Here is a 25,737-nt window from a genome sequence, read left to right on the forward strand (position 1 = left end):
GTGGGTGTGAAAGGGCCCGGACAGGCCCGGGAGTGCTAGAAGACGATCGTTTGGCGACCGGCGCGGATCACGCGGTCTTCGCAGTGCGCGAGCACGGCGCGGGAGAGCACTTCGCGCTCGACGTAGGCGCCCTTGCGCTGCAGGTCACCGGCGGTGTCGGCGTGGTTCACCCGCACGACGTCCTGCTCGATGATCGGGCCCTCGTCGAGCTCTTCGGTGACGTAGTGCGCGGTCGCGCCGATGAGCTTGACCCCGCGTTCCTTCGCCTTCTTGTACGGCCCCGCGCCGATGAACGCGGGCAGGAACGAGTGGTGGATGTTGATCACCGGCACGCCGACGCCGTCGAGGAAGCCGTCGGAGAGGATCTGCATGTAGCGCGCGAGCACCACCAGGTCGGCGTTGCCCCGCACCAGCTCGATGATCTTGTTCTCCGATGCCGACTTGTCGGCTCCGGCGACGCTCGGCACGTGGAAGAACGGGATGCCGAAGCTGCGCACATCCTCGGCCATGTCGGTGTGGTTGCTGATCACCATCGGCACGGTCATCGGGATCTCGCCGCGACGGTGCCGCCAGAGCAGGTCGAGCAGGCAGTGGTCGCTCTTGGAGGCGAGGATGATGACGCGCTTGGGCGAGGCGCGGTGCGTGAGCTTCCACGTCATCCCGAGGTCCTTGCCGAGCACCTTCTCGAGGTCCACTTCGAGCGCGGGCGAGTTCACCACCAGGTCCGGCAGATCGAAGACCGTGCGCTGGAAGAACTGGCCGCCGTCGGGGTCGTCGGTGTACTGGTCGAGCGCGACGATGTTCGCGCCGTGCTGCGCCAGGGTCGTCGAGACCGCCGCGACGATGCCGGGCCGATCGGCGCCGTAGACGATGAGCACGGCCTGGTTGGAGCGGCCAGGGAGGGCCGACGCCACCGCCTGCTGAGCTTGCGTCATGGTCACAGCTTCTCCTTGAAGTCGCGGATCCACTCGGATGTCGCGGTCAGTCCGCCAAAGGTGTAGAAGTGCAACTTCACCACACCGTGCTTGGCCGGGTCGAGTTTCTTGGCGAGGCGCTTGATGAACTTGTCGGGCCCCGCGGTGCCCATCAGGTTGGTGAGCGACAGCCCGTACTTCTTCGCGATGCCCGCACTCGAGGCGACGCCGAACCGGGCCGCGAACGACAGCAGCCGCTTGATACCGGCCGGGCCGGGAACGCCGACGCGGATCTCGTACGGGATGCCTGCCGCGCGCACCTTCTCGATCCACGCGACGACGGGGTCTTCGTCGAACCCGAACTGGGTGAGGATCGTGCCCGGCGTGCCCTGTTCGGTGAGGGTCGCGTGCTTGCCGGTGATCGCCGTCCACAGCTTCTCGTCGGAGATGTCGGGGTGGCCCTCGGGGTAGCCGGCGATCGAGATGTCCTGTGCGCCGTACTGCTGCAGCAGACCGGTCTTGATGACGTCGTGCGAGTCCTCGTAGGGGCCCTCGGGGGTCGACGGGTCGCCGCCGACCGAGAAGACGTGGGTCGACGTGCCCTGCGCCTGCAGCGCGCCGAGGAACTCCTCGAGCTGGGCTTGCGAGGTCAGGCGACGCGCCGAGATGTGCGGCACGGGGATGAAGCCGCCGTCGAGCACCGCTTTCGACGCGGTGAGGCGCATCTGCAGATCCTCGTTGCCGAGGAAGGTCACGTTGATGCGCGTGCCCTGCGGGATGAGCGGCGCGGCTTCGAGAAGACCGGGCACGTCTTTGCCGGTCATCTCGATCGAGAAGTCTTCGAGCAGCTGGGCGGGAGTGTAAGTCGCCATGAGGGGTGGTCCTTCCGACATCGTCGTCGCGGACAGACTACCTATGGCCATAGGTAATTGTCCAGCGCCGCTTCCGGTGGATGGAACTACCCCTTCAGGTGCTCGGCGAGGTAACCCTTCAGTCGGTCGAGCGACACCCGCTCCTGCGCCATCGTGTCGCGTTCCCGCACCGTCACGGCCTTGTCGTCGAGCGAGTCGAAGTCGACGGTGACGCAGAACGGGGTGCCGATCTCGTCCTGCCGGCGGTAGCGGCGGCCGATCGCGCCGGCGTCGTCGAACTCGATCATCCAGTCCTGGCGCAGGTCGGCGGCGAGTTCCTTCGCGATGGGCGAGAGCTGCTCGTTGCGTGACAGCGGCAGCACCGCCACCTTGACCGGGGCGAGCCGACGGTCGAGCCGCAGCACGGTGCGCTTGTCGACGCCGCCCTTGGTGTTGGGGGCCTCGTCTTCGGCGTAGGCGTCGACCAGGAACGCCATCAGCGCCCGGGTGAGCCCGAACGCCGGCTCGATGACGTACGGCGTCCAGCGCTCGTTGGTGGTCTGGTCGAAGTACGACAGGTCGACGCCCGACTCCTTCGAGTGGGTCGAGAGGTCGAAGTCGGTGCGGTTGGCGACACCCATCAGCTCGCCCCACTCGCTGCCGGTGAACCCGAAGCGGTACTCCAGGTCGACGGTGCGCTTCGAGTAGTGCGAGAGCTTCTCTTTCGGGTGCTCGTAGCGGCGCAGGTTCTCGGGCGTCAGACCGAGGCCGAGGAACCACTGCTCGCACTGGTCGATCCAGTAGGTGAACCACTCCTCGTCGGTGCCGGCCTGCACGAAGAACTCCATCTCCATCTGCTCGAACTCGCGCGTGCGGAAGATGAAGTTGCCGGGCGTGATCTCGTTGCGGAAGCTCTTGCCGACCTGGGCGATGCCGAACGGGGGCTTCATGCGGGCGCTGGAGAGCACGTTGGCGAAGTTCACGAAGATGCCCTGTGCGGTCTCGGGGCGCAGGTAGTGCAACCCGGCCTCGTCGTCGACCGGGCCGAGGTAGGTCTTGAGCAGGCCGCTGAAGGCGCGCGGCTCGGTCCACTGGCCACGGGTGCCGCAGTTCTCGCAGGCGATGTCGGCCATGCCGTGCTCGGGGGCGCGGCCCTTCTTCTCTTCGTACGCCTCGAGCAGGTGGTCTTCGCGATAGCGCTTGTGGCAGCTCTGGCACTCGACGAGCGGGTCGGAGAACACCTCGACGTGACCGGAGGCCTCCCACACCCGCTTCGGCAGGATCACCGAGGAGTCGATGCCGACGATGTCGTCCCGGGTCTGCACCATGAACTTCCACCACTCGCGCTTGATGTTCTCCTTCAGCGCGGTGCCGAGCGGCCCGTAGTCCCAGGCGGACCGGGATCCGCCGTAGATCTCACCGGACTGGTAGACGAAGCCACGACGCTTCGCGAGGGAGATGATCGAGTCGAGCGGGGTGGGCGTTGCCACGGATGGGGCTCCAGAGGTCGGCCGTGCCGGCTTGCACGGCTTTCAGAAAGGGTCGAGGGTGCGAAGTCCCCAGCCTACCGGCGCGCCATCCCCGACACCGCCGCGACTGCTGCGGCGACTTCGGCGACGACCCGTTCGGCATCCTCTGTCGTGAATCCGGCCCCGAAGCTGAAGCGCACCGCCGTCTGCGCGACCTCGGGCGCGATCCCCAGGGCGAGCAGCGCGGGCGAGGGCTCGTCGGACCCGGCGGCGCACGCCGAGCCACTCGAGCAGACGATGCCGCCCATCCCGAGTTCGATGAGCACGGCCTCGCCGGCGGTGCCGGGGAAGCAGAACGAGGCATGGCCGGGCAGACGGTGCCGACGCGATCCGGTGAGGATGCTGCCGGGCACCGCACGCAGGATGCCGTCGATGAGCGCGTCACGAGCGGCGCTGACCTCGGCCGCTTCGAGGCGCCGTCGGGGTCGCTCGGCGAGTGCCGCTGCGAGGGCGACGGCTCCGAGGAGGTTCTCGGTTCCGGCGCGGCGCCCGCGCTCTTGACCGCCACCGTGCACGAGGGGCTCGAGGGGCACGCCGGCCCGCACGAGCAACGCGCCGAAGCCGGTGGGCGTGCCGAGTTTGTGCCCCGCGATGCTCACGGCGTCGACCCCGAGCGCGAGGGGTGAGACGTCGAACCACGGGGCGGCCTGCACCGCGTCGACGTGCATCCGGGTTCCCGCGGCGCGGGCGGCGGCGGCGAGCTCGGGGATCGGCTGCACGGTTCCCACCTCGTTGCTCGCGTACGTGATCGACACGAGGGTCGTGTCGGGCCGGATCGCCGCGGCGAGGCTCGCGGGGTCGATCCGACCCTCGGCGTCGACGGGCAGCACGTCGATCTCGAAGCCGTGGGCGTGGCGCAGGTAGTCGCAGCTCTCGCGCACCGCCTCGTGTTCGAGCGGAGAGGTGACGAGATGCCGCCCGCGGGGGTCGGCCAGGGCGATTCCCTTGATGGCGAGGTTGTCGGCCTCGGTGCCACCAGAGGTGAGCACGATCTCTGCCGGTCGACAGCCGAGTTCTGCCGCGATGCGCGCGCGAGCCTCGGTGAGCGCGCGGGCGGCGCGCTCCCCCGGCTCGTGACGGCTCGACGGGTTGGCCGATTCGGTGCTCGACAGGTAGCTCGTGATCGCGTCGATCACGGCGGGGCTCACGGGGCTCGCCGCGGCGTGGTCGAGATTGAGGCTCACGCGCGCACCTCGCCTTGCCGCACGTCGATGTCGAGCCCGAGGTCGAGCGCGCGAGGGCTGTGGGTGAGTGCGCCGACCGAGATCACATCGACCCCGGTCGCGGCGATCGCGGCGACCGTGTCGAGCGAGACTCCGCCGCTGGCCTCGACGAGGGCGCGGCCGGCGACGAGGGCGACGCCGTCGCGCAACTGATCGGGGGTGAAGTTGTCGAGCATGATCGTGTCGACGCCGGCCGCGACGACGGGTTCGACCTGGTCGAGCCGGTCGACCTCGACCTCGAGGTGCGTCGTGTGGCCGATGCGTTCCCGCGCGGCACGGATGGCGTCGCCGATCGGCACCCCGGCCGCGGCGAGCACCGCGAGGTGGTTGTCTTTCGCGAGCACGGCATCCGACAGCGAGAAGCGGTGGTTGTGGCCGCCGCCATCGCGCACCGCCTGGCGTTCGAGAATGCGCAGGCCGGGAGTCGTCTTGCGGGTGTCGACGATGCGGGCACCGGCGCCGGCCGCCGCCTCGACGTAGCGGGCGGTGAGCGTCGCGATGCCCGACATCCGCTGCGTGAGGTTGAGCGCGATGCGCTCGGCCCGCAGCACCGCCCGCGCGGAGCCGTCGACCCGAGCGAGCACGGTTCCGGCGTCGAATCGTTCGCCGTCGCCGACGATCACCTCGACCCGGGTCGCGGGGTCGACGAGTTCGAAGACCCGCGCGAACACCGTGGCGCCGCTGAACACACCCGGCTCGCGGGCGACGAGCGCCGCCGTCGCCCGCGCGTCGGCGGGCAGGAAGACCTCCGAGGTGAGGTCGCCCCACGGCGCGTCTTCGTCGAGGGCGCGGCGGATGATGTCGTCGATCGTGCTCATGCGGCCGCCTCCACACGCGCCGCGACCGGGCGGGCGTCGTGTGCCGAGCGCGCCCACACGCCGCGCGGCTCGGGGAAGTCGGTGCGGAAATGCGCGCCGCGCGACTCCTCACGGCGCAGTGCGGCGTGCACGAGCAGGCGACCGAGGTCGAGCAGGTTGGCGTCTTCGCGACCGGCGGGCATCGGGTCGTCGGCGCGCCAGCCGGCGAGGGTCGCGGCGGCCTCGCGCAGCCCGGCGGCATCCCGTTCCAGCCCCGCCCGCTCCCACATGAGGTCACGCAGCGCGTCGCGGTCGACCGGGGTCGTCCCGAAGGCCGCCGCGAACGACGAGTCGCCCTCCGTGGTGAGGATGAGCGGAGACCCGGCGATGTCGAGGGCATCGGCGGCACGCCAGGCGAACACGAGCGACTCCAGCAGCGAGTTGGAGGCGAGCCGGTTGGCGCCGTGCACGCCGGTGCAGGCGGCCTCGCCGATCGCGAACAGGCCCGGCAGCGTCGTGCGGCCGTCGATGTCGGTGCGGATGCCGCCCATCGCGTAGTGCGCCGCGGGCGTCACCGGCACGGGCTCGACCGTCCAATCGAGGCCGCGCTCGGCGCACGCCGTCGTGATGCCGGGGAACCGGGCGCGCAGGAAGTCGGCCCCGAGGCCCGTCGCGTCGAGCACGACGGGCCGACCGCCCTGCCGCGCCATCGCCGCCGCGATCCCCCGGGCGACCACGTCGCGCGGGGCGAGCTCGGCATCCGGGTGCACGTCGACCATGAACCGCTCGCCGTCCGCATCCCGCAGCACCGCCCCCTCGCCGCGCACCGCCTCGGAGACGAGGTGGTTGCCCGGCAACGCGAGCGCCGTCGGGTGGAACTGGTAGAACTCGAGATCCGATACCGCCGCACCCGCACGCCACGCCGCCGCGATCCCGTCGCCCGTCGCGACGGCCGGGTTGGTGGTGTGCCGGAACAACTGGCCGGCACCGCCGCTGGCGAGCACGACGGCGTCGCCGAGGATGCGGTGGCCGGCGCCGTCGGCGGCGATCACGTCGACGCCGCGCACGATCCCGTCATCGACGACCAGGTCGGTGACGAAGGTGTGCTCGTGCACCTCGATCGCCCGCCGCCGCACCGCGCGGAGCAGCGCCGACTCGATCGCGAACCCCGTCGCGTCGCCGCCCGCGTGCAGCACGCGGCGGGAGGAGTGCGCCGCCTCGTGGCCGCGCACGAGTTCGCCGTCCCGCTTGTCGAACTCGACGCCGAGGGCGATGAGGTCGCGCACCCGTCCCGGGCCCTCGGCGCACAGCACCTCGACGGCGACCGGGTCGCACAGGCCGGCACCCGCGCGCAGGGTGTCGGCGACATGGCTCTCGACCGAGTCGTCGGGGAACAGCGCGACCGCGATGCCGCCCTGCGCGTACCGGGTGTTGCTCTCGCTGAGCCGCGACTTCGTGACCAGCACGACGTCGTGGTGCTTGCTCGCCCGGTGCGCGGCGATGAGTCCCGCGATTCCGGTGCCGACGACGACGACCCGCATCAGGCGTCCTTCGGCTTCGCCGCGAGCATCCGGTCGAGGGCGACACGTGCATCCGCCGCCACCCGCTCGGGCACGCGGATGACGTTCGGCTTCCGCTCGGCGACCAGTTCTTCCAGCACCCAGGCGAGATACCCCGGGTGGATGCGGTACATCGTCGAGCACGGGCAGACCACGGGGTCGAGGCAGAAGATCTCGTGCTGCGGGTATTCGGCCGCGAGCCGGTTGACCATGTTGATCTCGGTGCCGATCGCGAACGTCGTGGGCTCGATCGCGGCGGCGACGGCCTTGCGGATGTAGTCGGTCGAGCCGGCCTCGTCGGCGGCGTCGACGACCGGCATCGGGCACTCCGGGTGCACGATCACCCGCACCCCGGGGCGATCGGCGCGCGCCTTCTCGACCTGCTCGACCGTGAACCGCTTGTGCACGCTGCAGAAGCCGTGCCAGAGCACCACGCGGGCATCCGTCAGGTCGTCGGCCGTGTTGCCGCCGAGCGGCTTGCGCGGGTTCCACATCGGCATCCGCTCCAGTGGCACGCCCATCTTCTTGGCGGTGTTGCGGCCGAGGTGCTGGTCGGGGAAGAACAGCACCCGCTGCCCGCGTTCGAACGCCCACTCGAGCACCGTCTCGGCGTTCGACGAGGTGCAGACGATGCCGCCGTGCCGGCCGCAGAACGCCTTCAGCGCCGCCGAGGAGTTCATGTAGGTGACCGGGATGATCGGCACGCGACCCTCGGCATCCGCCTCTGTTCCGTACAGCTCTTCGAGCTGCGCCCAGCACTCCTCGACGCTGTCTTCGTCGGCCATGTCGGCCATCGAGCAGCCCGCGGCGAGGTTGGGCAGGATGACGTCCTGCCCGGGCCGGGCGAGGATGTCGGCGGTCTCGGCCATGAAGTGCACGCCGCAGAACACGATGGTCTCGGCGTTCGGCACGGTCTGCGCGGCGTTGGCGAGCTGGAACGAGTCGCCGAGGAAGTCGGCATGCTGCACGACCTCGTCGCGCTGATAGAAGTGGCCGAGGATGACGACCCGGTCGCCGAGGGCGGCTTTCGCGGCGCGGATGCGGGCGTGCAGGTCCGCGGCATCGGCCTCCCGGTAGGCGGCGGGCAGCTCGCCCTGGCGCGGCGCACCGGTCGGGATGACGTCACCCATGCTCGACCCCGGGCCATAGCCGGGGGTGACGTCGAACTCCCACGGCCCCTTCGCGAGGTCGGTGCTGCACGCCTCATCGGGCGCGGAGCGGATGAGCACGTCGATCGAGGTCACTGCGGTTCCTTCGGAGGTGTGAGCGGGCCGTTGTCGGCGAGCTGCAGGGTCGTGTCATAGCGGTAGAGGCGTGGCGGGCGGTGGCGGCCGCCGGGCACCGTCTCGCCGGTGTCGACGAGAACGCCCGAGGCCTCGATGTGGCGGCGGAAGTTGGCGGGATCCAGCGGCTTCTCGAGCACGATCTCGTGCACGCGGCGCAGTTCGGCGAGCGTGAAGGTCTCGCCCAGCAGGGCGTGGGCGATGCGGGAGTACTCCATCTTCGTGCGCAGCCGCCAGAGCGCGTAGCGCACGATGAGGTTGTGGTCGAACGCCAGGTCGGGCAGGTCGTCGGCCGCGAACCAGCGCACGTTGTCGTCCTCGACGCCTTCATCGGCGAGCTCGGTGCGCACCAGCGCCCAGTAGACGACCGAGACGACCCGGCCCGTCGGCGAGCGGTCGGGGTCGCCGAACGCGTAGAGCTGCTCGAGGTACGCGGGGCGCAGCGCCGTCGTCTCGAAGAGCTTGCGGGCCGCGGTCTCGGCGAGGCTCTCCGCCGGTTCGGCGGCACCGCCGGGAAGAGCCCAACGACCGGCGAACGGATCGCGGGTGCGCCGCACCAGCGGGATCGACAGCACGGCTTCCTCGCCCTCGGGGCGCAGCGCGAAGATCACCGTCGAGACGGCGAGTTCGATCGCGTTTCGCGTGCTCACGCGCCGCCTCCTCAGTAAAGGTCACTGTGACCCGAACAGAGGATACCACTTACAGTCAGGGCGACCCTAACCGAGGCGTGCCTTAACCGAGAACCCGCGCGACGGCCTCCACGTCGGAGAGGTCGTTCCACAGGTGGAACGAGGCGCGCAACCGCCCGGCGCGGCCCGAAACCCGGATGCCGGCGTCGATCAGCTTCTTCAGGTCGCCGCCCGAGGCATCCGGCCAGGTGACGATCGCCTGCCGCTGCGGCGGGATGCCGACCGCCTCGCACAGGGCATCCCCCAGCCCGCTGGTGAACGCCCACACCTCGGCGATGTCGAGTCCGGCGAACAGCGCGATCGCCGGTTCGGCGCCGATCCACGCCTGCCACGCCGGCGACACGTCGAACCGGCGTGCGTCGGTCGCGAGGTGCATGGCCGGGCCGTACGTGCTCGTCCAGACGTCGTCGCCCGCGTACCAGCCGGCCTGCAGCGGCGTGAGCAGCGGGTCGAAGCGCTCGCTCAGGGTGAGAAACGCGACGCCGCGCGGCGAGCACAGCCACTTGTAGGTGTGGCACACGGTGACGTCGAAGAGGCTCGCGTCGACCGGCAGCACGCCCGCCGCCTGCGTCACATCGCAGAACGTGAAGGCATCGTGCCGTGCGGCGGCCTCGAGGATGCTCGCGGTGTCGGCGACGACCCCGGTCGCCGACTGCACGAGTGAGAACACGACGAGCCAGGTGTCGTCGGTGATCTGGTCGGCGAGCGCCTCGAGGGGCACCACCCGCACCCGGATGCCCGGGCGCTGCAGAAACGGGAACTCGATCGACGAGAAGTCGCCCTCGGGAATCAGCACCTCGGCTCCGTCGGGCACCGCAGCCGCGACGAGGGCGGTGAGCACCGACGTCTGCGACCCGATCGCGACGCGTGACGACGGGATGCCGACGAGACGTGCGTAGGACTCCCGCGTGCGCGCGATCACCGGGTCGTAGCCCTGCGGGTCGCGGTCGGCCGCCTCCCACGCGTTGAGGTCGGCCCGCATCGCGGCGACCGCGGAGTTCGGGGGAAGCCCGATCGATGCCACTGCGAGGTACCCCCGCGGTTCCCGGAACTCGTCGATCGCAGCGGCGAGCGCCGCGGAGTGTGCCATGGCCCGAGTCTCGTCCGCCCCGATCCCCGCGACAAGAGGCCGCCGTCGTCTTGGCGGACTGCTAGGCCTGCGGCGCGTCGACCGCTCCCCCGAAGCGGCGCGCGCGCCCCGCGTAGATCTCGATCGCGTGCCACAGGTCTTGACGGGTGAAGTCGGGCCAGAGGGTGTCGAGGAAGACCATCTCGGCGTACGCCGACTGCCACATCATGAAGTTGCTGGTGCGCTGCTCCCCGGACGACCGCACGAACAGGTCGACATCCGGAAGCTCGGGAACGTACAGGTGCTTCTGCAGCGTCTTCTCGCTGATGCGATCGGGTTTGATGCGCCCGGCCGCGACATCCGCAGCGATCGCACGCACCGCATCCACCACTTCGACGCGCCCGCCGTAGTTGACGCACATCGTGAGCGTGAGGGTCGTGTTGCGGGCGGTCAGGCGTTCGGCGACCTCGAGTTCGTCGATCACCGAGCGCCACAGCCGGGGCCGCCGTCCTGCCCATTTCACGCGCACGCCCCACTCGTGCAACTGGTCGCGGCGACGGCGGATGACGTCGCGGTTGAAGCCCATCAGAAAGCGCACCTCGTCGGGGCTGCGCGACCAGTTCTCGGTCGAGAACGCGTACGCCGACAGGTGGGTGACCCCGATCTGGATGGCGCCGGCCACGACATCCAGCAGGCTCGCCTCGCCGGCCTTGTGCCCCTCAACCCGCGAGAGCCCGCGCCGGTTCGCCCAGCGCCCGTTGCCATCCATCACCAGCGCGACATGCTTCGGCACCGCGCTCGGGCTCATGGCGGGCGGTGTGAGCCCGGTCCAATCGATCGCCAAGCCGGTCACGCGATCGTCCGATCGACGTGTTGCAGCGAGCGCAGGCCGCGCTCGAGGTGGAACTGGGTGTAGGCGGCGACGACACCGGATGCCTGGGCGCGGGTGCGTTCGTCGGCGCCCTCCGCGGTGGGCCAGTCGCCGGCGAGCAGGGCGGCGAGCGTTCCGAGGGTCGCCGGATCGAGGCGCGGCGACCCGGGTGGGGCGACGGCGTCGCTCACGACCCCGCCGAGCTGCACGACGAACGCCGTGTGGCCCGGACCCGCCTCGCCGGTGACGGCGCAGTCGACGAACGACGGCGCCCATCCGGCGATCGACAGCGCCCGCAACAGGTAGGAGTCGAGGGTGAGGCCCGCCGAATGCTCGGCCTTCGCGAGCGAGCGCAGCGCCCCGACGAGCAACAGGTAGTGCTGCAACCCGGCGTCGTGGTCGGTGAGCCGGTCGGCGGCCTCGACCATCGCGGTCGCCGCCGTGAAGCGCGGGTAGTCGTCGACGATGTCGGCGCCGTACGCCCCGATCGACTCCGCCTGCTGCACGATGTCGAGACTGCGGCCCCTGTAGAGCTGCAGGTCGGCGACCATGAACGGCTCGAGCCGCGCGCCGAACCGTGACGCCGTGCGCCGCACCCCCTTCGCCACGGCGCGGATCTTGCCGTGCTTGCGGCTGAGCAGCGTCACGATGCGGTCGGCTTCGCCCAGCTTGTGGGTGCGCAGCACGACCGCTTCGTCGCGATACGTCTGGCCCATGGGGATAAGTCTCCCCCGGATGCCCTGGGAAGATGTGGACGTGACGGTCGCGGTTTTCGAGCAGCAGCGGGGTCGACTGTTCGGCATCGCGTACCGGATGCTCGGCGAAGTCGGTCTCGCCGAAGACGTCGTGCAGAACGCGTGGCTGCGCTGGGACCGGGCAGACCGGGATGCCGTGGCCGAGCCGGGTGCGTACCTCGCGACCGTCGTGACCCGGCTGGCGATCGCCGAGCTGACGAGTGCCCGCGCGCGGCGCGAGGTGTACGTCGGCCCGTGGCTGCCCGAGCCGGTCGACACCTCGGGGGATCCGCTGCTCGGCGCGGAACGTGGCGAGGCGCTGTCGCTCGCCGTCCTGCTGCTGCTCGAGCGGCTCGCCCCTGCGGAACGGGCCGCGTTCGTGTTGCACGAGGCCTTCGACTATCCGCACGCGCGCGTCGCCGAGGTTCTGGAGACCAGCGAGGCGAACGCCCGGCAGCTGTTCTCGCGGGCGAAGAAGCACCTCGATGCCGGTCGTGCCCGACCCGTCGCTCCGAACGAACGCGACCGGCTGTTGGGGGCGTTCCTCGCCGCGGCAGGAGCGGGCGACCTCTCCGCGCTCGAGACCGTGCTCGCGGCCGACGTCGTGTCGATCTCCGACGGCGGCGGCAAGGTGCTCGCCGCACGCAAGGAGGTCGGCGGTCGCGAACGCGTCGCACACTTCCTGCTCGGCGTGCTCGAGAAGTTCGGCCACGGCGTCACGCCGGTGCCCGTCGAGGTCAACGGCGAGCCGGGCGTGCTCGGAGTGCGCGACGGCGCCCCGATGGCGCTGTGGACCGTCGAGGCGGGGGCGGACGGCATCCATCGCGTCTTCATCGTGCTGAATCCGGCGAAGCTGTCACGTTTCTCGGGGCTGTCCGATCTCAGCTAGGGAATCCACCTAGAAGGAGAACAATGACCACGATCCTCGTCACCGGCGCCACCTCCGGCCCGGGAGCCCCGCTCGTCGAACGGCTCCGCGCCGCCGGCCACGACGTGCGCGCCCTCAGCCGCGCCCCCGGCGACGGCCGGATCGTCGGCGACCTGGCGACCGGCGCAGGGCTCGACGCCGCGCTCGCCGGGGCCGAGGTCGTCGTGCACCTCGCGACGAACCGCAGAAAGGACCTGCCCGACACCCAACGACTGCTCGCCGCCGCGCGCTCCGCGGGGGTGACGCACCTCGTGTTCCTGTCGATCGTCGGGGTCGACCGCATCCCGTACTTCTACTACCGCGACAAGGTCGCCATCGAGCAGGCGATCGCCGAGTCGGGCATTCCGTTCACGATTCTGCGGGCGACGCAGTTCCACTCGTTCCCGGGCGAGATCCTCGGGATGCTCGGCGGGCGGCTGTTCCTCGGCGGGCTGAAGATCCAGCCGATCGGGGTGAACGACGTCGCGACCCGGCTCGCCGAACTCGCCACCGGCGAACCGGCCGGGCGGGTGCCCGACATCGGGGGCCCGGAGATTCTCGAGACCCGCGACATCCTCGCCCGCCTGCAGGCCGCGGGTCGCGCGAAGAAGCGGGTGCTGTCGATCCAGTTGCCGGGCACGACGTTCGCGGCGTTCAAGGCCGGGCACCACCTCGCCGGACTCCCCGGCTACGGCACGCAGACCTTCGACGAGTGGCTCGCGTCGGGAGCCACGAAGTGACGGCGGTGCTGCGGATCGGGCTCGCCGTGCTCGCGGCCTCCGCGGTCGTGATCGGAATCTGGAACGCCGTCTGGCCCGAGCACTTCTACGCGAACTTCCCCGGGGTGGCCCTCACCCCGCCGTTCGCCGAGCACTACGCCCGCGACTTCGGCGGAGCGACGATCGGGATCGGCATCGTGCTGGTCGCGGCGACCCTGTTCCCCCGCACGGTGCTCGTCATCCCGGCCCTGCTCGCGCTGCTCGCCTTCGCCCTGCCGCACGCCTGGTTCCACCTCCACCATGTCGGCGACGCGACCCCCGAGGTCGCAGTCCTCACCGTCGGGCTCACTCTCGGCCAGCCGGTGCTGGCGCTCGCGCTGCTGGTGATCGCGACCGTACGCTGGCGCGGCGAGCGACCGCCGCATCGGGAACGGGTGCTACCAATGGAGGCGTGAGCGCGTTCGTCATCCCGTTCTGGGCCGACCTGCTGGCCGTCGGCATCGGGTCCTTGCAGGGTGCGATGTTCGCCGCCCAGTTCCGCGACCGGCGGCTCGACCTGCTCGGGGTGGCGATCATCGGCATCGCGACCGGCTTCGGCGGCGGAATCATCCGCGACCTGCTGCTCAACGAGGTCCCGAAAGCGCTGCAGAGCAACTGGTACCTGCCGGTCGCGACGGGTGCGGCGCTCATCGGGATGCTGCTCGAGCGACTCTTCTCGCGACTCTCGAAGGTCATCACGGTGCTCGACGCCCTGACGATCGGGCTGTTCGGCGCGATCGGCACCACCGCCGCCCTCTCCGCCGGGTTGCCCGAAGTCCCCGCCGTCTTCGTCGGGGTGCTCGCCGCGGTCGGCGGCTCGATTCTGCGCGACCTGCTGCTCGGGATGCCGATCGCCCTCATGCACGTCGGCTCGCTCTACGCGGTCGCCGCGCTCGTCGGGGCGACCACCCTCGTCGTGCTCGTGAACCTCGGCGTCGCCATCCCGATCGCCGCGATCGCCGGGGTCGTGCTGACCTTCACGGTGCGGGTGCTCGCCGTGCTGTTCCGGTGGAGCCTCCCCGAGCAACGGCGGCTCGAGCGCATCCCGCGCCTCACGCGCAAACCGAAGCCGCCGACCGCGGATGCCTGACGCCCTCGCCTCCGATCCGCTCATCGGGCGCCTCCGCGAGGTCGGCTGCGTCTTCGCCGAGGAGGAAGCCGCCGAGATCCGCCGGGTGGTGGGCGACGATGAGCAGCGAGCGGATGCCGTGGTCGCCGCCCGCGGAGCCGGCATCCCCTTGGAACACGCCCTGGGTGTCGCGCTCTTCGCCGGCGTCGAGATCGAGGTCGGCCCCGGAGTCTTCGTGCCGCGCGCCCGCGCCGAGGTGCTCGTCGACGCGGCCGTCGCCGCCCGCCCCGACGCCCGCGTCGTCGTCGACCTCGGCACCGGCTCCGGCGCGATCGCCGCCGCCCTCGCGACCCGCCTCCCCCGCGCCGCGGTATACGGCGTCGACCTCGACCCGCACGCCCTGGCTTACGCCGTACGCAACGCCGCCCGCCACCACTTCACCGTCCACGAAGGCGACTGGTGGGATGCCCTCCCCCACGAGTTACGGGGTCGGGTCGACCTCGCCGTCGCCTACCTCCCCCACGTGCCGACGGCCCGCCTCGCCGACATCCCCGGCGACTACCGCGCCCACGAACCCGACCTCTCCGTAGCCGGCGGCCCCGACGGCCTCGACCCCCTCCGCCACGTGCTCGCCGACCTCGACGAATGGCTGACTCCCGACGGCGTGCTCGTCACCCTCGTCGCAGAAGAGCAGCTAGAGACAGCCCGAGCATTGAGCGAGGGCCGCCGACTCACCCTCGTCGTGGGCTGAGCGACGTGCAACGAGCGCGGGGCCGGATGCGGTTCGCGAGTCAATCGGGGTAGGGGTCCCCGCTCTTGACTCGCGAACCGCATCCGGCTCCGCGCCCCCGAGTTACACCGACGCGAGCGAAAGAGACCCAGAGTCGGCACGCACCGAGCGGTTGACCGCCGACACGACCGCCTTGAGCGAGGCCGTCGAGATGTCGCCGTCGATGCCGACACCCCAGAGGCGCTTGCCGTCGACGTGCAGTTCGACATAAGCCGCCGCCTGCGCGTCGCCGCCCGCCGAGAGGGTGTGTTCGACGTAGTCGTACAGCTTGATGTCGTGGCCGAGCGTGGTGAGGATGCCGAGGAACGCGGCGATGGGTCCGTTGCCGGTTCCGGTCGCCGCCTGCACCTCCTCGCCGACGCGCACGCGGATCTCGAGGTTGACTTCGCCGTTCATGTCGCTGGCGGTTCGGGTGCTGAGCAGCTCGTATCGACCCCATTTGGCGTCTTCGGCGGCGGCGGGCAGGTATTCGTCCTGAAAGGCATCCCAGATCTGCTCACTGGTCACCTCGCCGCCTTCGGCGTCGGTCTTGGCCTGCACGACCTGGCTGAACTCGATCTGCAGCCGACGCGGCAGGTCGAGGGCGTGGTCGGCCTTCAGCAGGTAGGCGACGCCTCCCTTGCCCGACTGCGAGTTCACCCGCACGACGGCCTCGTAGCCGCGACCGACGTCTTTCGGGTCGATCGGCAGGTAGGGAACCGCCCATTCGATCTCGGAGACCGGCTTGCCCTGGCGGGCGGCCTCGGCATCCATCGCCTCGAAGCCCTTCTTGATGGCGTCCTGGTGGGAGCCCGAGAAGGCGGTGTAGACGAGGTCGCCGGCCCACGGCGAGCGCTCGGGCACCCGCAGCTGGTTGCAGTACTCGGCGGTGCGACGGATGTTGTCGAGGTCGCTGAAGTCGATCTCGGGGTCGATGCCCTGCGTGAACAGGTTCAGCCCGAGCGCGACGAGGTCGACGTTGCCGGTGCGTTCCCCGTTGCCGAACAGGCAGCCTTCGATGCGGTCGGCCCCGGCCAGGTAACCCAGTTCGGCGGCGGCGATCGCGGTGCCGCGGTCGTTGTGCGGATGGAGCGACAGCAGCACGCTGTCACGGCGGGCGAGGTGGCGCGACATCCATTCGATCGAGTCGGCGTAGACGTTCGGCGTCGCCATCTCAACGGTCGCCGGCAGGTTGATGATCATCTGGTGATCCGGCGTGGGCTGGAAGTGCTCGATCACGGCGTTGCAGACCTCGACCGCGTACTCGAGTTCGGTGCCCGTGTAGCTCTCGGGCGAGTACTCGTAGTACACCGTCGTGCCGGGCACCGTGGCCTCGTACTGGGTGCACCAGCGCGCGCCCTGGAGGGCGATCTCGAGGATGCCGGCCTTGTCGGTGCGGAACACGACGTCGCGCTGCAGCACCGAGGTGGAGTTGTAGAGGTGCACGATCGCCTGCTTGGCGCCCTTGATCGACTCGTAGGTGCGGGCGATGAGCTCTTCGCGGGCCTGCGTCAGCACCTGGATGGTGACGTCGTCGGGGATGAGGTTCTCTTCGATGAGCTGCCGCACGAAGTCGAAGTCGGTCTGGCTCGCCGACGGGAAGCCGACCTCGATCTGCTTGTAGCCCATCTTCACGAGCAGGTCGAACATGATGCGTTTGCGTTCGGGGCTCATCGGGTCGATGAGCGCCTGGTTGCCGTCGCGGAGGTCGACGGCGCACCACATGGGTGCGCGCTCGATCGTCTTCGTCGGCCAGGTGCGGTCGGGCAGGTCGGTGCTGAACTGCTCGGAGTAGGGGCGGTAGCGATGTACCGGCATCCCGGAGGGGCGCTGTGTGTTCTTCATGGGGTCTGTCTCTCAGGTCGTAAGGTCTGTCAGCCGACGACGAACTCCGCGACGAGGGAGGCTAAGAACTAGACCTCGTCGCGGCAGCTAAGAAGGAGCAGGCCGAAACGCACACATCCAGGGTAGCACCGGTCGCGCGCGCTACTACAGTGAGCATCGTTCGCACCCCTTTGGAGGCTCCCTTGTCACGCACACCCTTGCTCCGCGCCGCGCTCGTCGCCGCCGTGGGTCTCGGCACCGCTGCCCTGCTCAGCGGATGCTTCGGACCCGGCCCGGCACCCGCCGAGACGCCCAAACCCACCCCGAACTTCGGGGCCATCGGGGGCGACGAGTCGCCCGTGCCCCTGGAGACCGGCACGCCGATCGAGCCCGTCGACCCCGACGACTCGGGCTACACGTCGGTCGTCGACGACCTCGGCGTTCTCACCGTCACCGTTCCCGACGACTGGACCGACGTCAACGGCCTGCCGTTCACCACCGACGCCGGGCAGGAGTGGGCCTCGATCACCGTCGCGCCCGACATCGACGGATACCTCACCAGCTGGAGCGAGCCCGGGCTCGAGATCGCGGCGACCGAGACGTCCGGCGTCGACGACCAGGGTCTGCTCGGACTGCTCGAGTCGATCTCGTCGATCTACGCCGAGTGCGAGACCGTCGTGCAGGAGGCCTCGCCGTATGACGACGGCTTCTTCGTCGGATTCGAGTCGGCGTGGGAGGGCTGCGGCCGCTCCAACACGTCGGCGTTCGCGATCGTCGGCACGAACGCGGCCGGCACCCAGGCGATCTTCGTGCGGGCGCAGATCACGTCGGACCTCGACGCCAACGAGGTCTACCTGCAGGTGGTCAACTCGTTCGACACGACGCTCGGCCGGTCGGCGCAGTCCAAGTAGTCCGCTTCACCATTGGCGACGGCCGGCCCTTCGGGGTCGGCCGTTCGTCATGACGGCGGGAAGTAGCCGAGGTAGAGGTCGCCCGCCCCGTCGGGGTCGGCGACGTCGAACGGATCGAACTGCATCCACAGCCGACCGCCTCCGGGCAGCCGGAAGTAGCGGTACGACGAAGCCGTCGACTCCTCGCCGCCTTCCTCGGCCGCCGGACCCTCAGGGGTGTCGGTGGCGGGGGTCTCGGGCCCGGTGGGCTCGTCACCGGCGACCTCGAGCAGCTCCCGCTCGACCTCGTCGGCGGTCATCACGTAACCGAGAGCCGTCAGCACCGAACTCACCGCCTCGAACTCGGTCTTCGACGACTCGGCGGCATCCAGGTAGTACGCGACTTCGGTGCCGTCGGGAATCACGAGGGTCGTGCCGCAGGTCGGGATGACGCGCGTCCAGGTGAGCGCCACCGTCGGGAACCCTTCGGGATGCCGGTACCCGACCGACGTGACCGGCCCGGTTCCGTAGGTCTGCACGATGCGCGGCGACTCGGTCTCGATGAGGCTGTCGATCCACTCGGGGAACTCGTCGTCGCAGTCGGCGATGTCGACGGTCACCGACTCGGCGGGACCGGTGCTCTCCGTCGCGATCACGGCGTCGAGCGCTGACCGCAGCGTGAGGGCCGCGACGACGAGAGCCACCACGAGCGATGCCACCACAACCAAGAGAACGACGCGCCGCCGGGTGAGCGGTGCCGGGGCCGCGTCGGCTTGCGCCCAGGGGGGCGGCTCGCTCGACATAGCCCATACACTAGCGCCGAGATGACTGCCCCCGACCCTGAGCCGACCGCCGCCCGACGGCGTTGGTCGCCCGCGATCGCGCGCCTCCTGGCACGCATGTTGCGCAGCGCGAGCCTGTTCACCTCGATCCTGCTCGGCATCGTCTCGCTGCTCATCGCGTTCTCGGCATTTCAAGCCTCGATCGCCTCCGACAAGGCCAACGACAACCTTGCACTCGCCAACCGGATGAGCACCGACGCGATCAACAAGTCGCAATCAGATCTCGCCGATCACCTGACCGACACCCAGGTGTGGGTCCAGATCGCGACCAGCGGTGACACCCTCGACGCGAGCCCGCTGACGGGGCTGCTTTCGGAACGCTGGCTGGACGCGGCGCGTCGATTCGAGGCCCAGGGCTACGGTACCGACGTGCTCCCGACCGACCAGCGGTACTTCGACGAGCTCAAAGTCGAGTCGGTGGCCTACGCCGACCAGATCAAGGCCGTATACGCGACGGCCGGCGCCTACAGTGCGACGAGCTCCCGACTGACCGGGGCCTCGGTGATCTACTCCGCCGCTCTGCTGCTGCTCACCGTGGCCTCGACCGCTGCCCGCAGCGGCATCAAGTTGGGGCTCAACGTCGTGGCCGTCGTGATCATGGTCGTCGCGATCCTGATCGGATTCGGTCCTCCGGTCGAAGGCCTCGGCTAGACCCCGTCGTCGACGTAATAGGCACCGACGAGGGGCTCCCCCGTGGTGTTGAACAGGAAGCACTGGAACCGCGTCCCGCCCGCGAACGTCGCCCGTGACCCGACGTACCCGTTCACCGCGGCGTTCGGAAGGTCGTCGACATCCTCGGAGATGTTGATGCGATAGGTGAACGTCGTGTCGCAGTAGGTGTCGGCGAGTGCGGCCAGGGCGCGATCGCCGAGGTTGCTGTCGACCGCATCGGTCTGGTCGACGAAGAACACGAACTCGGCGGCGTGCGGTTCGGCGCAGTCGACGACGGTGAAGTCGGTGGGAACGTACTGCGGCAACTCCGAGACGCAGTCGCCCTCACGCAGGTCGGCGAGCTCGAAACTGGCTCCGATGCGGGCTTCCGCCTCGCGCGCGGTATCGATCGAGATGAACGCGCTCACCGCGAAGACGGCAGCGACCCCGACCCCGAGAACGATGGCGACGACGAGCAGCAGGATGTCGCCCCCGGCCCACCGGGAGCCACGCTCGTTCGCGACGGTCACGCCTGCTCCTTGCGCCTGAAATGCGAGCTGCCCGACTGATAGTGTGCGGTCCAGTTCGACCGTGCACGGCGGACGGTTCAGAGACTAGCGCGTTCGGAGGCTCGGTGATCGGCACGTTCCGCGTCGCACTCGCCGCGCTCGCGCTGACCTCGCTCGCGACGCTGACCGCGTGTGTTTCCGCCCCCGACAGCAGCACCGACTGGTCGGTGGAGATCTACTATCAAGACCTCGAGCCGGGTGCCTGCCTCGCGGCGAGCCTCGACGCCGACGCGCTGCCGACCGACGGATTCGACCCCAACGCCTACTACTTCGAGGTCGTCGACTGCGACCGGCTGCACCTCGCGCAGGTCGTCGGCGTCGTCGACATCCCGGCCGCGCCGGAGTGGAGCGAATACGGCACCACCGACGGTCCGGCCATCGCCGAATCCGACGAATGGGTGACCGGGGTCTGCCGCGCCTACGAGCTGTTCGTCGCCGCCCACCTCGCCGCCGTCGACCCCGCAGAGGAGCTGCAGGTCAGCATCAACTACGCGACGATCGGCGACCCCCGCCTGGGCGCCTGCATCGCCCACGAGCCCGGCTTCACGCCGATGGAGGCAGTGGTCGACATCGCCGCGATGATGGTGACGGCCAACGAGGTGGTCCTAGGCGACGACGTTCCGGCGTTCGCGGAGGGATGGTTCGACGCGACCGGCGAGGGGGGCCCGATCTCGTGGGACGAGCTGGACGAGGGCGCCTGCGTCTCGGAGTTCCTCAGCCCCGACGAAGACACCTACCCGGTCGTCGCCTGCTCCGAGCCGCACGCCGCCCAGTTCCTGCGCTGGGTTCCGATGCCGGCCGACTGGGACGGCGCCTACCTCGGGGATGCCGAGGCGGCCGCGGTCGTCGAAACGCAGTGCGCGACATTCCAGGCGGCGATCGCCGAGCGACCCGACCTGGTGACCGGAGTCATCGTCGAGGCGAGTTCGGTGAACGCCGAGTACGTCGTCGACGAGGTGCTGCTGGCGCAGTGCTGGGCGCGGGTGGCCGACGGCTCCTCGCTCACCGTCGACCTCGCGCCCCTGCTGTAGGTCAGTCGACGGCCAGCGCCTCGATCGGCGAGACGCGTACCGCCGATCGAGCCGGCGCCCACGATGCGATCGCCGTGATCGCGGCGCCGGCCAGCACGATGAGCGCGACCGCGAGCCACGGCATCCCCGGGATCACGATGCCTTCGGTCGCCGAGCCGAGCAGCGACTGCGCCCCCGCCCAGCCGTAGAACGCACCGAGCACCAGTCCGAGCGCGACGGCCGAGAAGGTGAGCTGCGCACTCTCGGCGAGCACCATGCGACGCACCTGCGGCACGGTGAAGCCGAGCGCACGCAACAGCCCGAGCTCGCGCCGACGCTGCAACACGCTGAGGACGAGATTGTTCACGAGGCCGACCGCCGCGATGAGTCCGCTGAAGCCGACGAGCACCGAGAAGACCGCCGTCGTCGCGGTGAGCATCGGGTCGACTCCCTGGTACACCTCGGGTTGCTGCGCCTGAGCCACCCGGATCGACGTCTCGAAGCCCGCCATCGCGACGGCGAACATCGTGACGAGCGTGACGCCGATCACGAGCCCGATCGTCGCACGGGAGCTGCGCTGCGGATGCCGCACCGCATTCTCGGCCGCGAGTCGCGCCGGCGCCGAACGACCGGAGAGTCGCCCGGCGACCCGCAGAACGGGGGGCATGACGACATCCGCCCCCAGCACGATTCCGCTGAACGACAGGATGCCGCCGACCAGCCCGATCAGGATCGCGGCCGGATGCATCAGCCCGAGCACGACGCCCGCGCCGAGCAGCACGAAGCCGAGGATCGCCAGCACCAGAGCCGTGCGGTTGCGACCCGGGCGGGCCAGGGTCTGCTCGCGACTGAGCTCCTCGCTCCGGCCGAGCGCCTCGAGCGGGGTGACGGTCGTGACCCGACGCGAACCCACCCACGAGGCCGCCCAGGTGGTGAACACCACCCCGACCACCGGCACGAGGATGACCCGCTCGGCGAAGGTGTAGCCCGCGTCGGGGATCGCCCCGGTCGCGACCGCGATCCGCTCGGTCGCGACGGCGACCGCCGTACCCGCCACCCCGCCGAGGAGCGATCCGAGGATGCCGACGGCAAGGCCTTCCCGCGCGATCCGGCCACGCTCCCGGCGCGCCGACGAGCCGAGCAGCCGCAGCAGCGCGATGCTGCGCACCCGGCCCGCGACGATCGTCGAGAAGGTGTTCGCGGTGACGACCGCGGCGACGTACACCGAGATGACGATGAACACGAAGGCGAGCACCCGCAGCATGATCGCGACCGTGGTGCTGGAGCCGGTGACGTCATCCTGCTGGATGACCGCGGAGAGCGCGCCGGTGATCTGCAACAACGCCACCCCGAACGCCGAGCCGAGAGCCGCAACGAGCACGCTCGCGCCGTGCCCGCGCGTGCGGTTCACGACGTCACCTCGAGGGAGAGCATGAACGCCGAGATCTCCTCTGCCGTCGAGCGCGGCCGGTCGGCGACGATGCGTCCGTCGCCCAGCACGACCACCCGGTCGGCGTGGCTCGCCGCGACGGGGTCGTGGGTGACCATGACGATCGTCTGCCCGTGACGGGTGGCGGCATCCCGCAGCAGCGCGAGCACGTCGCGCCCGGTCTTCGAGTCGAGGTTGCCGGTCGGCTCGTCGGCGAACACCACCTCGGGTCGGGTGGCGAGGGCCCGGGCGATGGCGACGCGCTGCTGCTGGCCGCCGGAGAGTTCGTGCGGGCGATGCGTCAGCCGGTCGCTCAGGCCGAGCGAGACGATCAGCTCGTCGATGAACTTCTGCTCCCGGATGTCGGGGCGGCGGCCGTCGAGTTCGAACGGCAACAGCAGGTTGCCGCGCACGTCGAGCGTCGGCACGAGGTTGAAGGACTGGAACACGAACCCCACCCGACGGCGCCGCACGAGCGTGAGCTGGGCGTCCGGCATCCGCCCGATCTCGATCGCGCCGAGCCACGCCTCCCCGCTCGTCGGAGCGTCGAGGCCAGCCATGATGTGCATGAGCGTCGACTTGCCCGACCCCGAGGGGCCCATGATCGCGGTGAACTCGCCACGACGGATGTCGAGGGTCACGTCGCGCAGGGCGTGCACCTCGGCGGATGAGCGGCCATAGGTCTTCGTGAGGCTGCGCGCGCGGGCGGCAGGAGTGTCTGTCTGCATGGCTCGACGCTACGAACGGGGCGGGCCGCGGCGCGTCCGGCGCGGGGATGACCCGCGACCTCCTCGCGGATGATCGGCCTGACGTTCGACTCAGCCGAAACGTTGGCTGGTGGCGAGGGCCCGACGTGACGAAACTGGGGGCATGAGACCTGCGCGCGCCCTCATCCTGCTCGCCGCCCCCGTTCTGCTGCTCGCCGCGTGTGCGACCCCCGCGGACCCGGGCGCCGGCGACGTCGTGCCCGGCGGACCGGGTGAGCCGCAACCGATCGCGGCCCCCGGGGAGGTCATCGGCCAGGGCACCGTGCTGCAACTCGACGGCGAGGACGCGCAGTTCTGCCTCGGCCCCGTCATGGAGTCCTACCCGCCGCAGTGCTCGGGCCCGGTCATCGTCGGCTGGGAGTGGCCCGACGACGGGATGTACGAGTCGGCGAACGGCGTCACCTGGGGCACCTACGCGCTGACCGGAACGTGGGACGGGGTGGAGTTCACCCCCACCCAGCCGGCGATCCCGCTCGCCCTCTACGACCCGATGATGGAGGAGCCCGACCCGCGCCACGATCCCGAGAACGCGGGCGACAACTCCGAAGATCTGTTGCTGCGCGTGCAGGACGAGCTCTCCGCATGGACCGACGTCATCGTGCTGTCGTCATACACCGAGAACGGCTACCTCTGGGCGGACGTCACGTACGACGACGGCACCATCCAGTCCTACCTCGACGAGGTCTACGGGCCGGATGTCGTCATCGTGCAGTCCGCGCTGCGGGACCTCTGACCTCACACCAGGCGGCGCTCGAACGCGTAGACGACGAGCTGCACCCGGTCGCGCAGGCCGAGCTTGGCGAGCACCCGGGAGATGTGGGTCTTCACTGTCGCCTCGCTGACGAACTCGGCCTTCGCGATCTCGGAGTTCGACAGGCCTCGAGCGGCGAGCAGGAAGATCTCGCGCTCGCGGGCGCTGAGGTCGGCGAGATGCTCGTCGGGATCCCCCGGCTGCGGCGCCCGCTCGCCGAAGTGCTGGAACAGTTCGGTCGTCGCCGCGGGCGCGATCACCGCGGTGCCGGCGTGCACCGTGCGGATGGCGGCGAGCAGGAACTCCGGCTCGGCATCCTTAAGCACGAATCCGCTCGCCCCGGCCCGGATCGCCTTCGCGGCGTTCTCGTCGAGGTCGAAGGTCGTCAGCACGAGGATGCGCGGCGCAACCTTCGCCGAAGCCGCGTCGGTCACGATCCACTCGGTCGCCTGGATGCCGTCCGCCACCGGCATGCGGATGTCCATGAGCACGACGTCGGGCTGCGCCTCCCGCACCATCGTGCGCGCCTCGATGCCGTCACCCGCCTCGCCGACCACCGTCAGGTCGTCTTGCGAGTCGATGAGCATCCGAAGCCCTCCCCGGAACAGCGGCTGGTCGTCGACGAGGGCGACGCGGATGCCACCCGCCGTCACGCGGGCACCGGCCCGACCGACGCCGGGCTGACCGACGCTGACGAGGCGAACGGGATCGTCGCCCGCACCCGGAACCGTCCGTTGGTGCCGTCGCTCGCCTCGAGTTCGCCGCCGGCGAGCGTCGCGCGCTCCCGCATTCCCGGGATGCCGTGGCCCGCCGGGTTGGCCGGCACCGTCGTGCCCCGCGGGATGCCGTTGGTGACGATGACGGCAAGACTCGCTCCGCCCCAGTCGAACACCAGCTCGACCGGCTGCCCGCGATCACCGTGGCGCAGCGCGTTGGTGAGCCCCTCTTGCACGATGCGGTAGACCGCGAGCGCGGGGGCATCCGTCAGTTCCACCGCCTTGCCGTAGCTGTTCCACTCGACCTCGAGCCCGGAGTCGCGGAAGCCGCGGACGAGGGCGTCGAGGTCGTTCATCCCCGGTTGCGGCCCCGCCTCCTGGTTGTGGCGCAGTTCCCCCAGCAGCACCCGCACGTCGGTGAGGGCACCCCGGGCCGTCATGGCGATGTTCTCCAGCGCCTCCACCACCGGAGCCGGAACGTTCTTGGCGCCATAGCGGGCCCCGTCGGCCTGCGCGATGACGACGGCGAGCGAGTGGGCGACGATGTCGTGCACGTCCCGGGCGACCCGGTTGCGTTCCTGTTCGAGCGAGACCTCCTGCTTGACCTCGCCGAGCTTCACGGTGGCGCGGATCTCCCCCGTCTGCGCCGCCCGTCGCGCCCGGTTGACCTGCACCAGCAGGCCGGCGACCCAGGCGAGCACCAGTACCACCAGCACGAACCAGAACAGCACGATCCCGATGCCCTGCTGGATGTTGGCGAACACCGAGACGACGATCGCGAGAGCCGCGATGGGGGTGCCGACCAGCCCCAGCCAGCGCGTGACCGGCTGCCCGTAGGCCGCGGCGCCGAAGAAGACGACGAGCAGCGGCAGGAAGATGAACAACAGCCCGCCGGCCCCGAAGAAGCCGCTGCCGAGCATCGCGAGCGTTCCGACTGCCCCGACCGTGAGACTCAGGAGCGGCTGCGAGCGGTAGAGCACGAGCGTGACCGAGAGCAGGATGTGGGCGACGATCGCCAGCACGCCACCCATCGTCGCGGCGGCGAACAGCCCCACCGTGAACCACCCACCCGCTGCGACCGCTTCGATCACGTGGCGGTTGGCCTCAAGGTTGTCACGCGTGAGCCAGTCGCGCACCTTGGTGACGGCGTCGGCGGGTGTCATGTGTTTCTCCTATGTCAAGCTGCGGCCGCGAGGGGGGCGGTCGCGGAGGCTTGGTCGGTGGTCAGGTGGTTGTAGACGATGCGGGCGAGGCGTCGTTTGAGGC

27 protein-coding genes are annotated in these 25,737 nt (G+C 70.2%); 9 read left to right on the plus strand and 18 right to left on the minus strand.

Annotated features, from left to right (window positions below):
* Nucleotides 1-35 precede the first annotated feature (35 nt).
* The 11 genes from purU to recO all read right to left on the minus strand — a co-directional run bounded on the left by purU (nt 36) and on the right by recO (nt 11,501).
* On the minus strand, nt 36-935 hold the full coding sequence (gene purU, locus IE173_RS14565; RefSeq protein ID WP_191284252.1) for a formyltetrahydrofolate deformylase: 900 nt from the start codon (nt 933-935) through the stop codon (nt 36-38).
* 2 nt (nt 936-937) lie between these two features.
* Nucleotides 938-1,786: a methylenetetrahydrofolate reductase gene (locus IE173_RS14570; RefSeq protein ID WP_191284253.1), complete on the minus strand. Its 849-nt coding sequence runs from the start codon at nt 1,784-1,786 to the stop codon at nt 938-940.
* A gap of 86 nt (nt 1,787-1,872) precedes the next feature.
* Nucleotides 1,873-3,255 carry a glycine--tRNA ligase gene (locus IE173_RS14575; RefSeq protein ID WP_191284254.1) on the minus strand — a complete coding sequence of 461 codons (1,383 nt, stop codon included), beginning with the start codon at nt 3,253-3,255 and terminating at the stop codon, nt 1,873-1,875.
* 74 nt (nt 3,256-3,329) lie between these two features.
* Nucleotides 3,330-4,478: a cysteine desulfurase family protein gene (locus IE173_RS14580; protein ID WP_191284255.1), complete on the minus strand. Its 1,149-nt coding sequence runs from the start codon at nt 4,476-4,478 to the stop codon at nt 3,330-3,332.
* Nucleotides 4,475-5,335 carry a carboxylating nicotinate-nucleotide diphosphorylase gene (gene nadC, locus IE173_RS14585; RefSeq protein WP_191284256.1) on the minus strand — a complete coding sequence of 287 codons (861 nt, stop codon included), beginning with the start codon at nt 5,333-5,335 and terminating at the stop codon, nt 4,475-4,477. The genes IE173_RS14580 and nadC overlap by 4 nt, the downstream gene beginning before the upstream one ends.
* A complete protein-coding gene (gene nadB / locus IE173_RS14590; protein ID WP_229842134.1) occupies nt 5,332-6,855 on the minus strand; it encodes an L-aspartate oxidase in 1,524 nt (507 codons plus the stop codon). Before nadB ends, nadC begins: the two co-directional genes overlap by 4 nt.
* The gene (gene nadA / locus IE173_RS14595; RefSeq protein ID WP_191284257.1) at nt 6,855-8,117 is read right to left on the minus strand and encodes a quinolinate synthase NadA; all 1,263 of its coding nucleotides are present in this window, start codon (nt 8,115-8,117) and stop codon (nt 6,855-6,857) included. Before nadA ends, nadB begins: the two co-directional genes overlap by 1 nt.
* Nucleotides 8,114-8,806, minus strand: a complete 693-nt coding sequence (locus IE173_RS14600) for an NUDIX hydrolase (protein WP_191284258.1) — start codon at nt 8,804-8,806, stop codon at nt 8,114-8,116. Before IE173_RS14600 ends, nadA begins: the two co-directional genes overlap by 4 nt.
* An 82-nt stretch (nt 8,807-8,888) precedes the next feature.
* Nucleotides 8,889-9,935 (minus strand): aminotransferase class V-fold PLP-dependent enzyme, encoded by a 1,047-nt coding sequence (locus IE173_RS14605; RefSeq protein ID WP_191284259.1) that lies wholly within the window; start codon nt 9,933-9,935, stop codon nt 8,889-8,891.
* 61 nt (nt 9,936-9,996) lie between these two features.
* Nucleotides 9,997-10,758: an isoprenyl transferase gene (locus tag IE173_RS14610; RefSeq protein ID WP_373298477.1), complete on the minus strand. Its 762-nt coding sequence runs from the start codon at nt 10,756-10,758 to the stop codon at nt 9,997-9,999.
* Between the two features lie 5 nt (nt 10,759-10,763).
* Nucleotides 10,764-11,501 (minus strand): DNA repair protein RecO, encoded by a 738-nt coding sequence (recO, locus tag IE173_RS14615; protein WP_191284261.1) that lies wholly within the window; start codon nt 11,499-11,501, stop codon nt 10,764-10,766.
* Between the two features lie 40 nt (nt 11,502-11,541).
* On the opposite strand from recO, the gene IE173_RS14620 reads away from it, so the two are divergent.
* From IE173_RS14620 to IE173_RS14640, 5 genes are read left to right on the plus strand one after another with little or no spacing between them, the layout of a single operon-like run.
* On the plus strand, nt 11,542-12,408 hold the full coding sequence (locus IE173_RS14620; protein ID WP_229842135.1) for an RNA polymerase sigma-70 factor: 867 nt from the start codon (nt 11,542-11,544) through the stop codon (nt 12,406-12,408).
* A gap of 23 nt (nt 12,409-12,431) precedes the next feature.
* A complete protein-coding gene (locus IE173_RS14625) occupies nt 12,432-13,166 on the plus strand; it encodes an SDR family oxidoreductase (RefSeq protein ID WP_191284263.1) in 735 nt (244 codons plus the stop codon).
* Nucleotides 13,139-13,600 carry a hypothetical protein gene (locus IE173_RS14630; RefSeq protein ID WP_191284264.1) on the plus strand — a complete coding sequence of 154 codons (462 nt, stop codon included), beginning with the start codon at nt 13,139-13,141 and terminating at the stop codon, nt 13,598-13,600. The genes IE173_RS14625 and IE173_RS14630 overlap by 28 nt, the downstream gene beginning before the upstream one ends.
* Entirely contained in the window at nt 13,597-14,274 is a 678-nt protein-coding gene (locus IE173_RS14635; protein WP_229842136.1) for a trimeric intracellular cation channel family protein, read from the plus strand. Before IE173_RS14630 ends, IE173_RS14635 begins: the two co-directional genes overlap by 4 nt.
* Complete coding sequence (locus tag IE173_RS14640) at nt 14,267-15,004, plus strand: N5-glutamine methyltransferase family protein (protein ID WP_191284265.1); 738 nt, start codon at nt 14,267-14,269, stop codon at nt 15,002-15,004. The genes IE173_RS14635 and IE173_RS14640 overlap by 8 nt, the downstream gene beginning before the upstream one ends.
* 102 nt (nt 15,005-15,106) lie before the next feature.
* Here IE173_RS14640 and leuA read toward each other — a convergent pair whose 3' ends face one another.
* The gene (gene leuA / locus IE173_RS14645; protein ID WP_191284266.1) at nt 15,107-16,867 is read right to left on the minus strand and encodes a 2-isopropylmalate synthase; all 1,761 of its coding nucleotides are present in this window, start codon (nt 16,865-16,867) and stop codon (nt 15,107-15,109) included.
* Between the two features lie 182 nt (nt 16,868-17,049).
* Here leuA and IE173_RS14650 point away from each other — a divergent pair, with 182 nt between their 5' ends.
* Nucleotides 17,050-17,757, plus strand: coding sequence for a hypothetical protein (locus tag IE173_RS14650; RefSeq protein ID WP_191284267.1), 708 nt, complete (start codon nt 17,050-17,052; stop codon nt 17,755-17,757).
* A gap of 47 nt (nt 17,758-17,804) precedes the next feature.
* Here the strand turns inward: IE173_RS14650 and IE173_RS14655 are convergent, their stop codons facing one another.
* On the minus strand, nt 17,805-18,539 hold the full coding sequence (locus IE173_RS14655; RefSeq protein WP_191284268.1) for a hypothetical protein: 735 nt from the start codon (nt 18,537-18,539) through the stop codon (nt 17,805-17,807).
* 21 nt (nt 18,540-18,560) lie between these two features.
* Here IE173_RS14655 and IE173_RS14660 point away from each other — a divergent pair, with 21 nt between their 5' ends.
* Nucleotides 18,561-19,229, plus strand: a complete 669-nt coding sequence (locus tag IE173_RS14660) for a hypothetical protein (RefSeq protein ID WP_191284269.1) — start codon at nt 18,561-18,563, stop codon at nt 19,227-19,229.
* Here the strand turns inward: IE173_RS14660 and IE173_RS14665 are convergent.
* Entirely contained in the window at nt 19,226-19,759 is a 534-nt protein-coding gene (locus tag IE173_RS14665) for a hypothetical protein (RefSeq protein WP_191284270.1), read from the minus strand. The two genes, IE173_RS14660 and IE173_RS14665, sit on opposite strands and share 4 nt — an antisense overlap.
* A 104-nt stretch (nt 19,760-19,863) precedes the next feature.
* Here IE173_RS14665 and IE173_RS14670 point away from each other — a divergent pair, with 104 nt between their 5' ends.
* Nucleotides 19,864-20,829, plus strand: a complete 966-nt coding sequence (locus tag IE173_RS14670) for a hypothetical protein (RefSeq protein ID WP_191284271.1) — start codon at nt 19,864-19,866, stop codon at nt 20,827-20,829.
* A 1-nt stretch (nt 20,830) separates the two neighbouring features.
* Here IE173_RS14670 and IE173_RS14675 read toward each other — a convergent pair whose 3' ends face one another.
* Together IE173_RS14675 and IE173_RS14680 are read right to left on the minus strand one after the other, a co-directional pair.
* Nucleotides 20,831-22,219, minus strand: coding sequence for an ABC transporter permease (locus tag IE173_RS14675; RefSeq protein ID WP_191284272.1), 1,389 nt, complete (start codon nt 22,217-22,219; stop codon nt 20,831-20,833).
* Nucleotides 22,216-22,965, minus strand: a complete 750-nt coding sequence (locus IE173_RS14680) for an ABC transporter ATP-binding protein (protein WP_191284273.1) — start codon at nt 22,963-22,965, stop codon at nt 22,216-22,218. Before IE173_RS14680 ends, IE173_RS14675 begins: the two co-directional genes overlap by 4 nt.
* Before the next feature lie 142 nt (nt 22,966-23,107).
* Between IE173_RS14680 and IE173_RS14685 the strand changes: the two genes are divergently transcribed.
* Nucleotides 23,108-23,737 carry a hypothetical protein gene (locus IE173_RS14685; RefSeq protein WP_191284274.1) on the plus strand — a complete coding sequence of 210 codons (630 nt, stop codon included), beginning with the start codon at nt 23,108-23,110 and terminating at the stop codon, nt 23,735-23,737.
* 2 nt (nt 23,738-23,739) lie between these two features.
* On the opposite strand, the gene IE173_RS14690 is transcribed toward IE173_RS14685, so the two are convergent.
* Together IE173_RS14690 and IE173_RS14695 are read right to left on the minus strand one after the other, a co-directional pair.
* The gene (locus IE173_RS14690; RefSeq protein WP_268248920.1) at nt 23,740-24,408 is read right to left on the minus strand and encodes a response regulator; all 669 of its coding nucleotides are present in this window, start codon (nt 24,406-24,408) and stop codon (nt 23,740-23,742) included.
* On the minus strand, nt 24,405-25,634 hold the full coding sequence (locus tag IE173_RS14695) for a sensor histidine kinase (protein ID WP_191284275.1): 1,230 nt from the start codon (nt 25,632-25,634) through the stop codon (nt 24,405-24,407). Before IE173_RS14695 ends, IE173_RS14690 begins: the two co-directional genes overlap by 4 nt.
* Nucleotides 25,635-25,737 lie beyond the last annotated feature (103 nt).

Origin of the sequence: Pseudolysinimonas yzui, assembly GCF_014653215.1 — a bacterium.
Lineage (GTDB): Bacteria > Actinomycetota > Actinomycetes > Actinomycetales > Microbacteriaceae > Pseudolysinimonas_A > Pseudolysinimonas_A yzui.

Bases quoted from the DNA above. Each gene is read 5' to 3' on its own strand.
- IE173_RS14655 (WP_191284268.1), bottom strand. From the start codon at position 18,539: ATGTCGAGCGAGCCGCCCCCCTGGGCGCAAGCCGACGCGGCCCCGGCA.
- nadC (WP_191284256.1), bottom strand. From the start codon at position 5,335: ATGAGCACGATCGACGACATCATCCGCCGCGCCCTCGACGAAGACGCG.
- IE173_RS14685 (WP_191284274.1), top strand. From the start codon at position 23,108: ATGAGACCTGCGCGCGCCCTCATCCTGCTCGCCGCCCCCGTTCTGCTG.
- purU (WP_191284252.1), bottom strand. From the start codon at position 935: ATGACGCAAGCTCAGCAGGCGGTGGCGTCGGCCCTCCCTGGCCGCTCC.
- leuA (WP_191284266.1), bottom strand. From the start codon at position 16,867: ATGAAGAACACACAGCGCCCCTCCGGGATGCCGGTACATCGCTACCGC.
- IE173_RS14605 (WP_191284259.1), bottom strand. From the start codon at position 9,935: ATGGCACACTCCGCGGCGCTCGCCGCTGCGATCGACGAGTTCCGGGAA.
- IE173_RS14640 (WP_191284265.1), top strand. From the start codon at position 14,267: ATGCCTGACGCCCTCGCCTCCGATCCGCTCATCGGGCGCCTCCGCGAG.
- IE173_RS14625 (WP_191284263.1), top strand. From the start codon at position 12,432: ATGACCACGATCCTCGTCACCGGCGCCACCTCCGGCCCGGGAGCCCCG.
- IE173_RS14680 (WP_191284273.1), bottom strand. From the start codon at position 22,965: ATGCAGACAGACACTCCTGCCGCCCGCGCGCGCAGCCTCACGAAGACC.
- recO (WP_191284261.1), bottom strand. From the start codon at position 11,501: ATGGGCCAGACGTATCGCGACGAAGCGGTCGTGCTGCGCACCCACAAG.
- IE173_RS14570 (WP_191284253.1), bottom strand. From the start codon at position 1,786: ATGGCGACTTACACTCCCGCCCAGCTGCTCGAAGACTTCTCGATCGAG.
- IE173_RS14695 (WP_191284275.1), bottom strand. From the start codon at position 25,634: ATGACACCCGCCGACGCCGTCACCAAGGTGCGCGACTGGCTCACGCGT.
- IE173_RS14660 (WP_191284269.1), top strand. From the start codon at position 18,561: ATGACTGCCCCCGACCCTGAGCCGACCGCCGCCCGACGGCGTTGGTCG.
- nadB (WP_229842134.1), bottom strand. From the start codon at position 6,855: ATGCGGGTCGTCGTCGTCGGCACCGGAATCGCGGGACTCATCGCCGCG.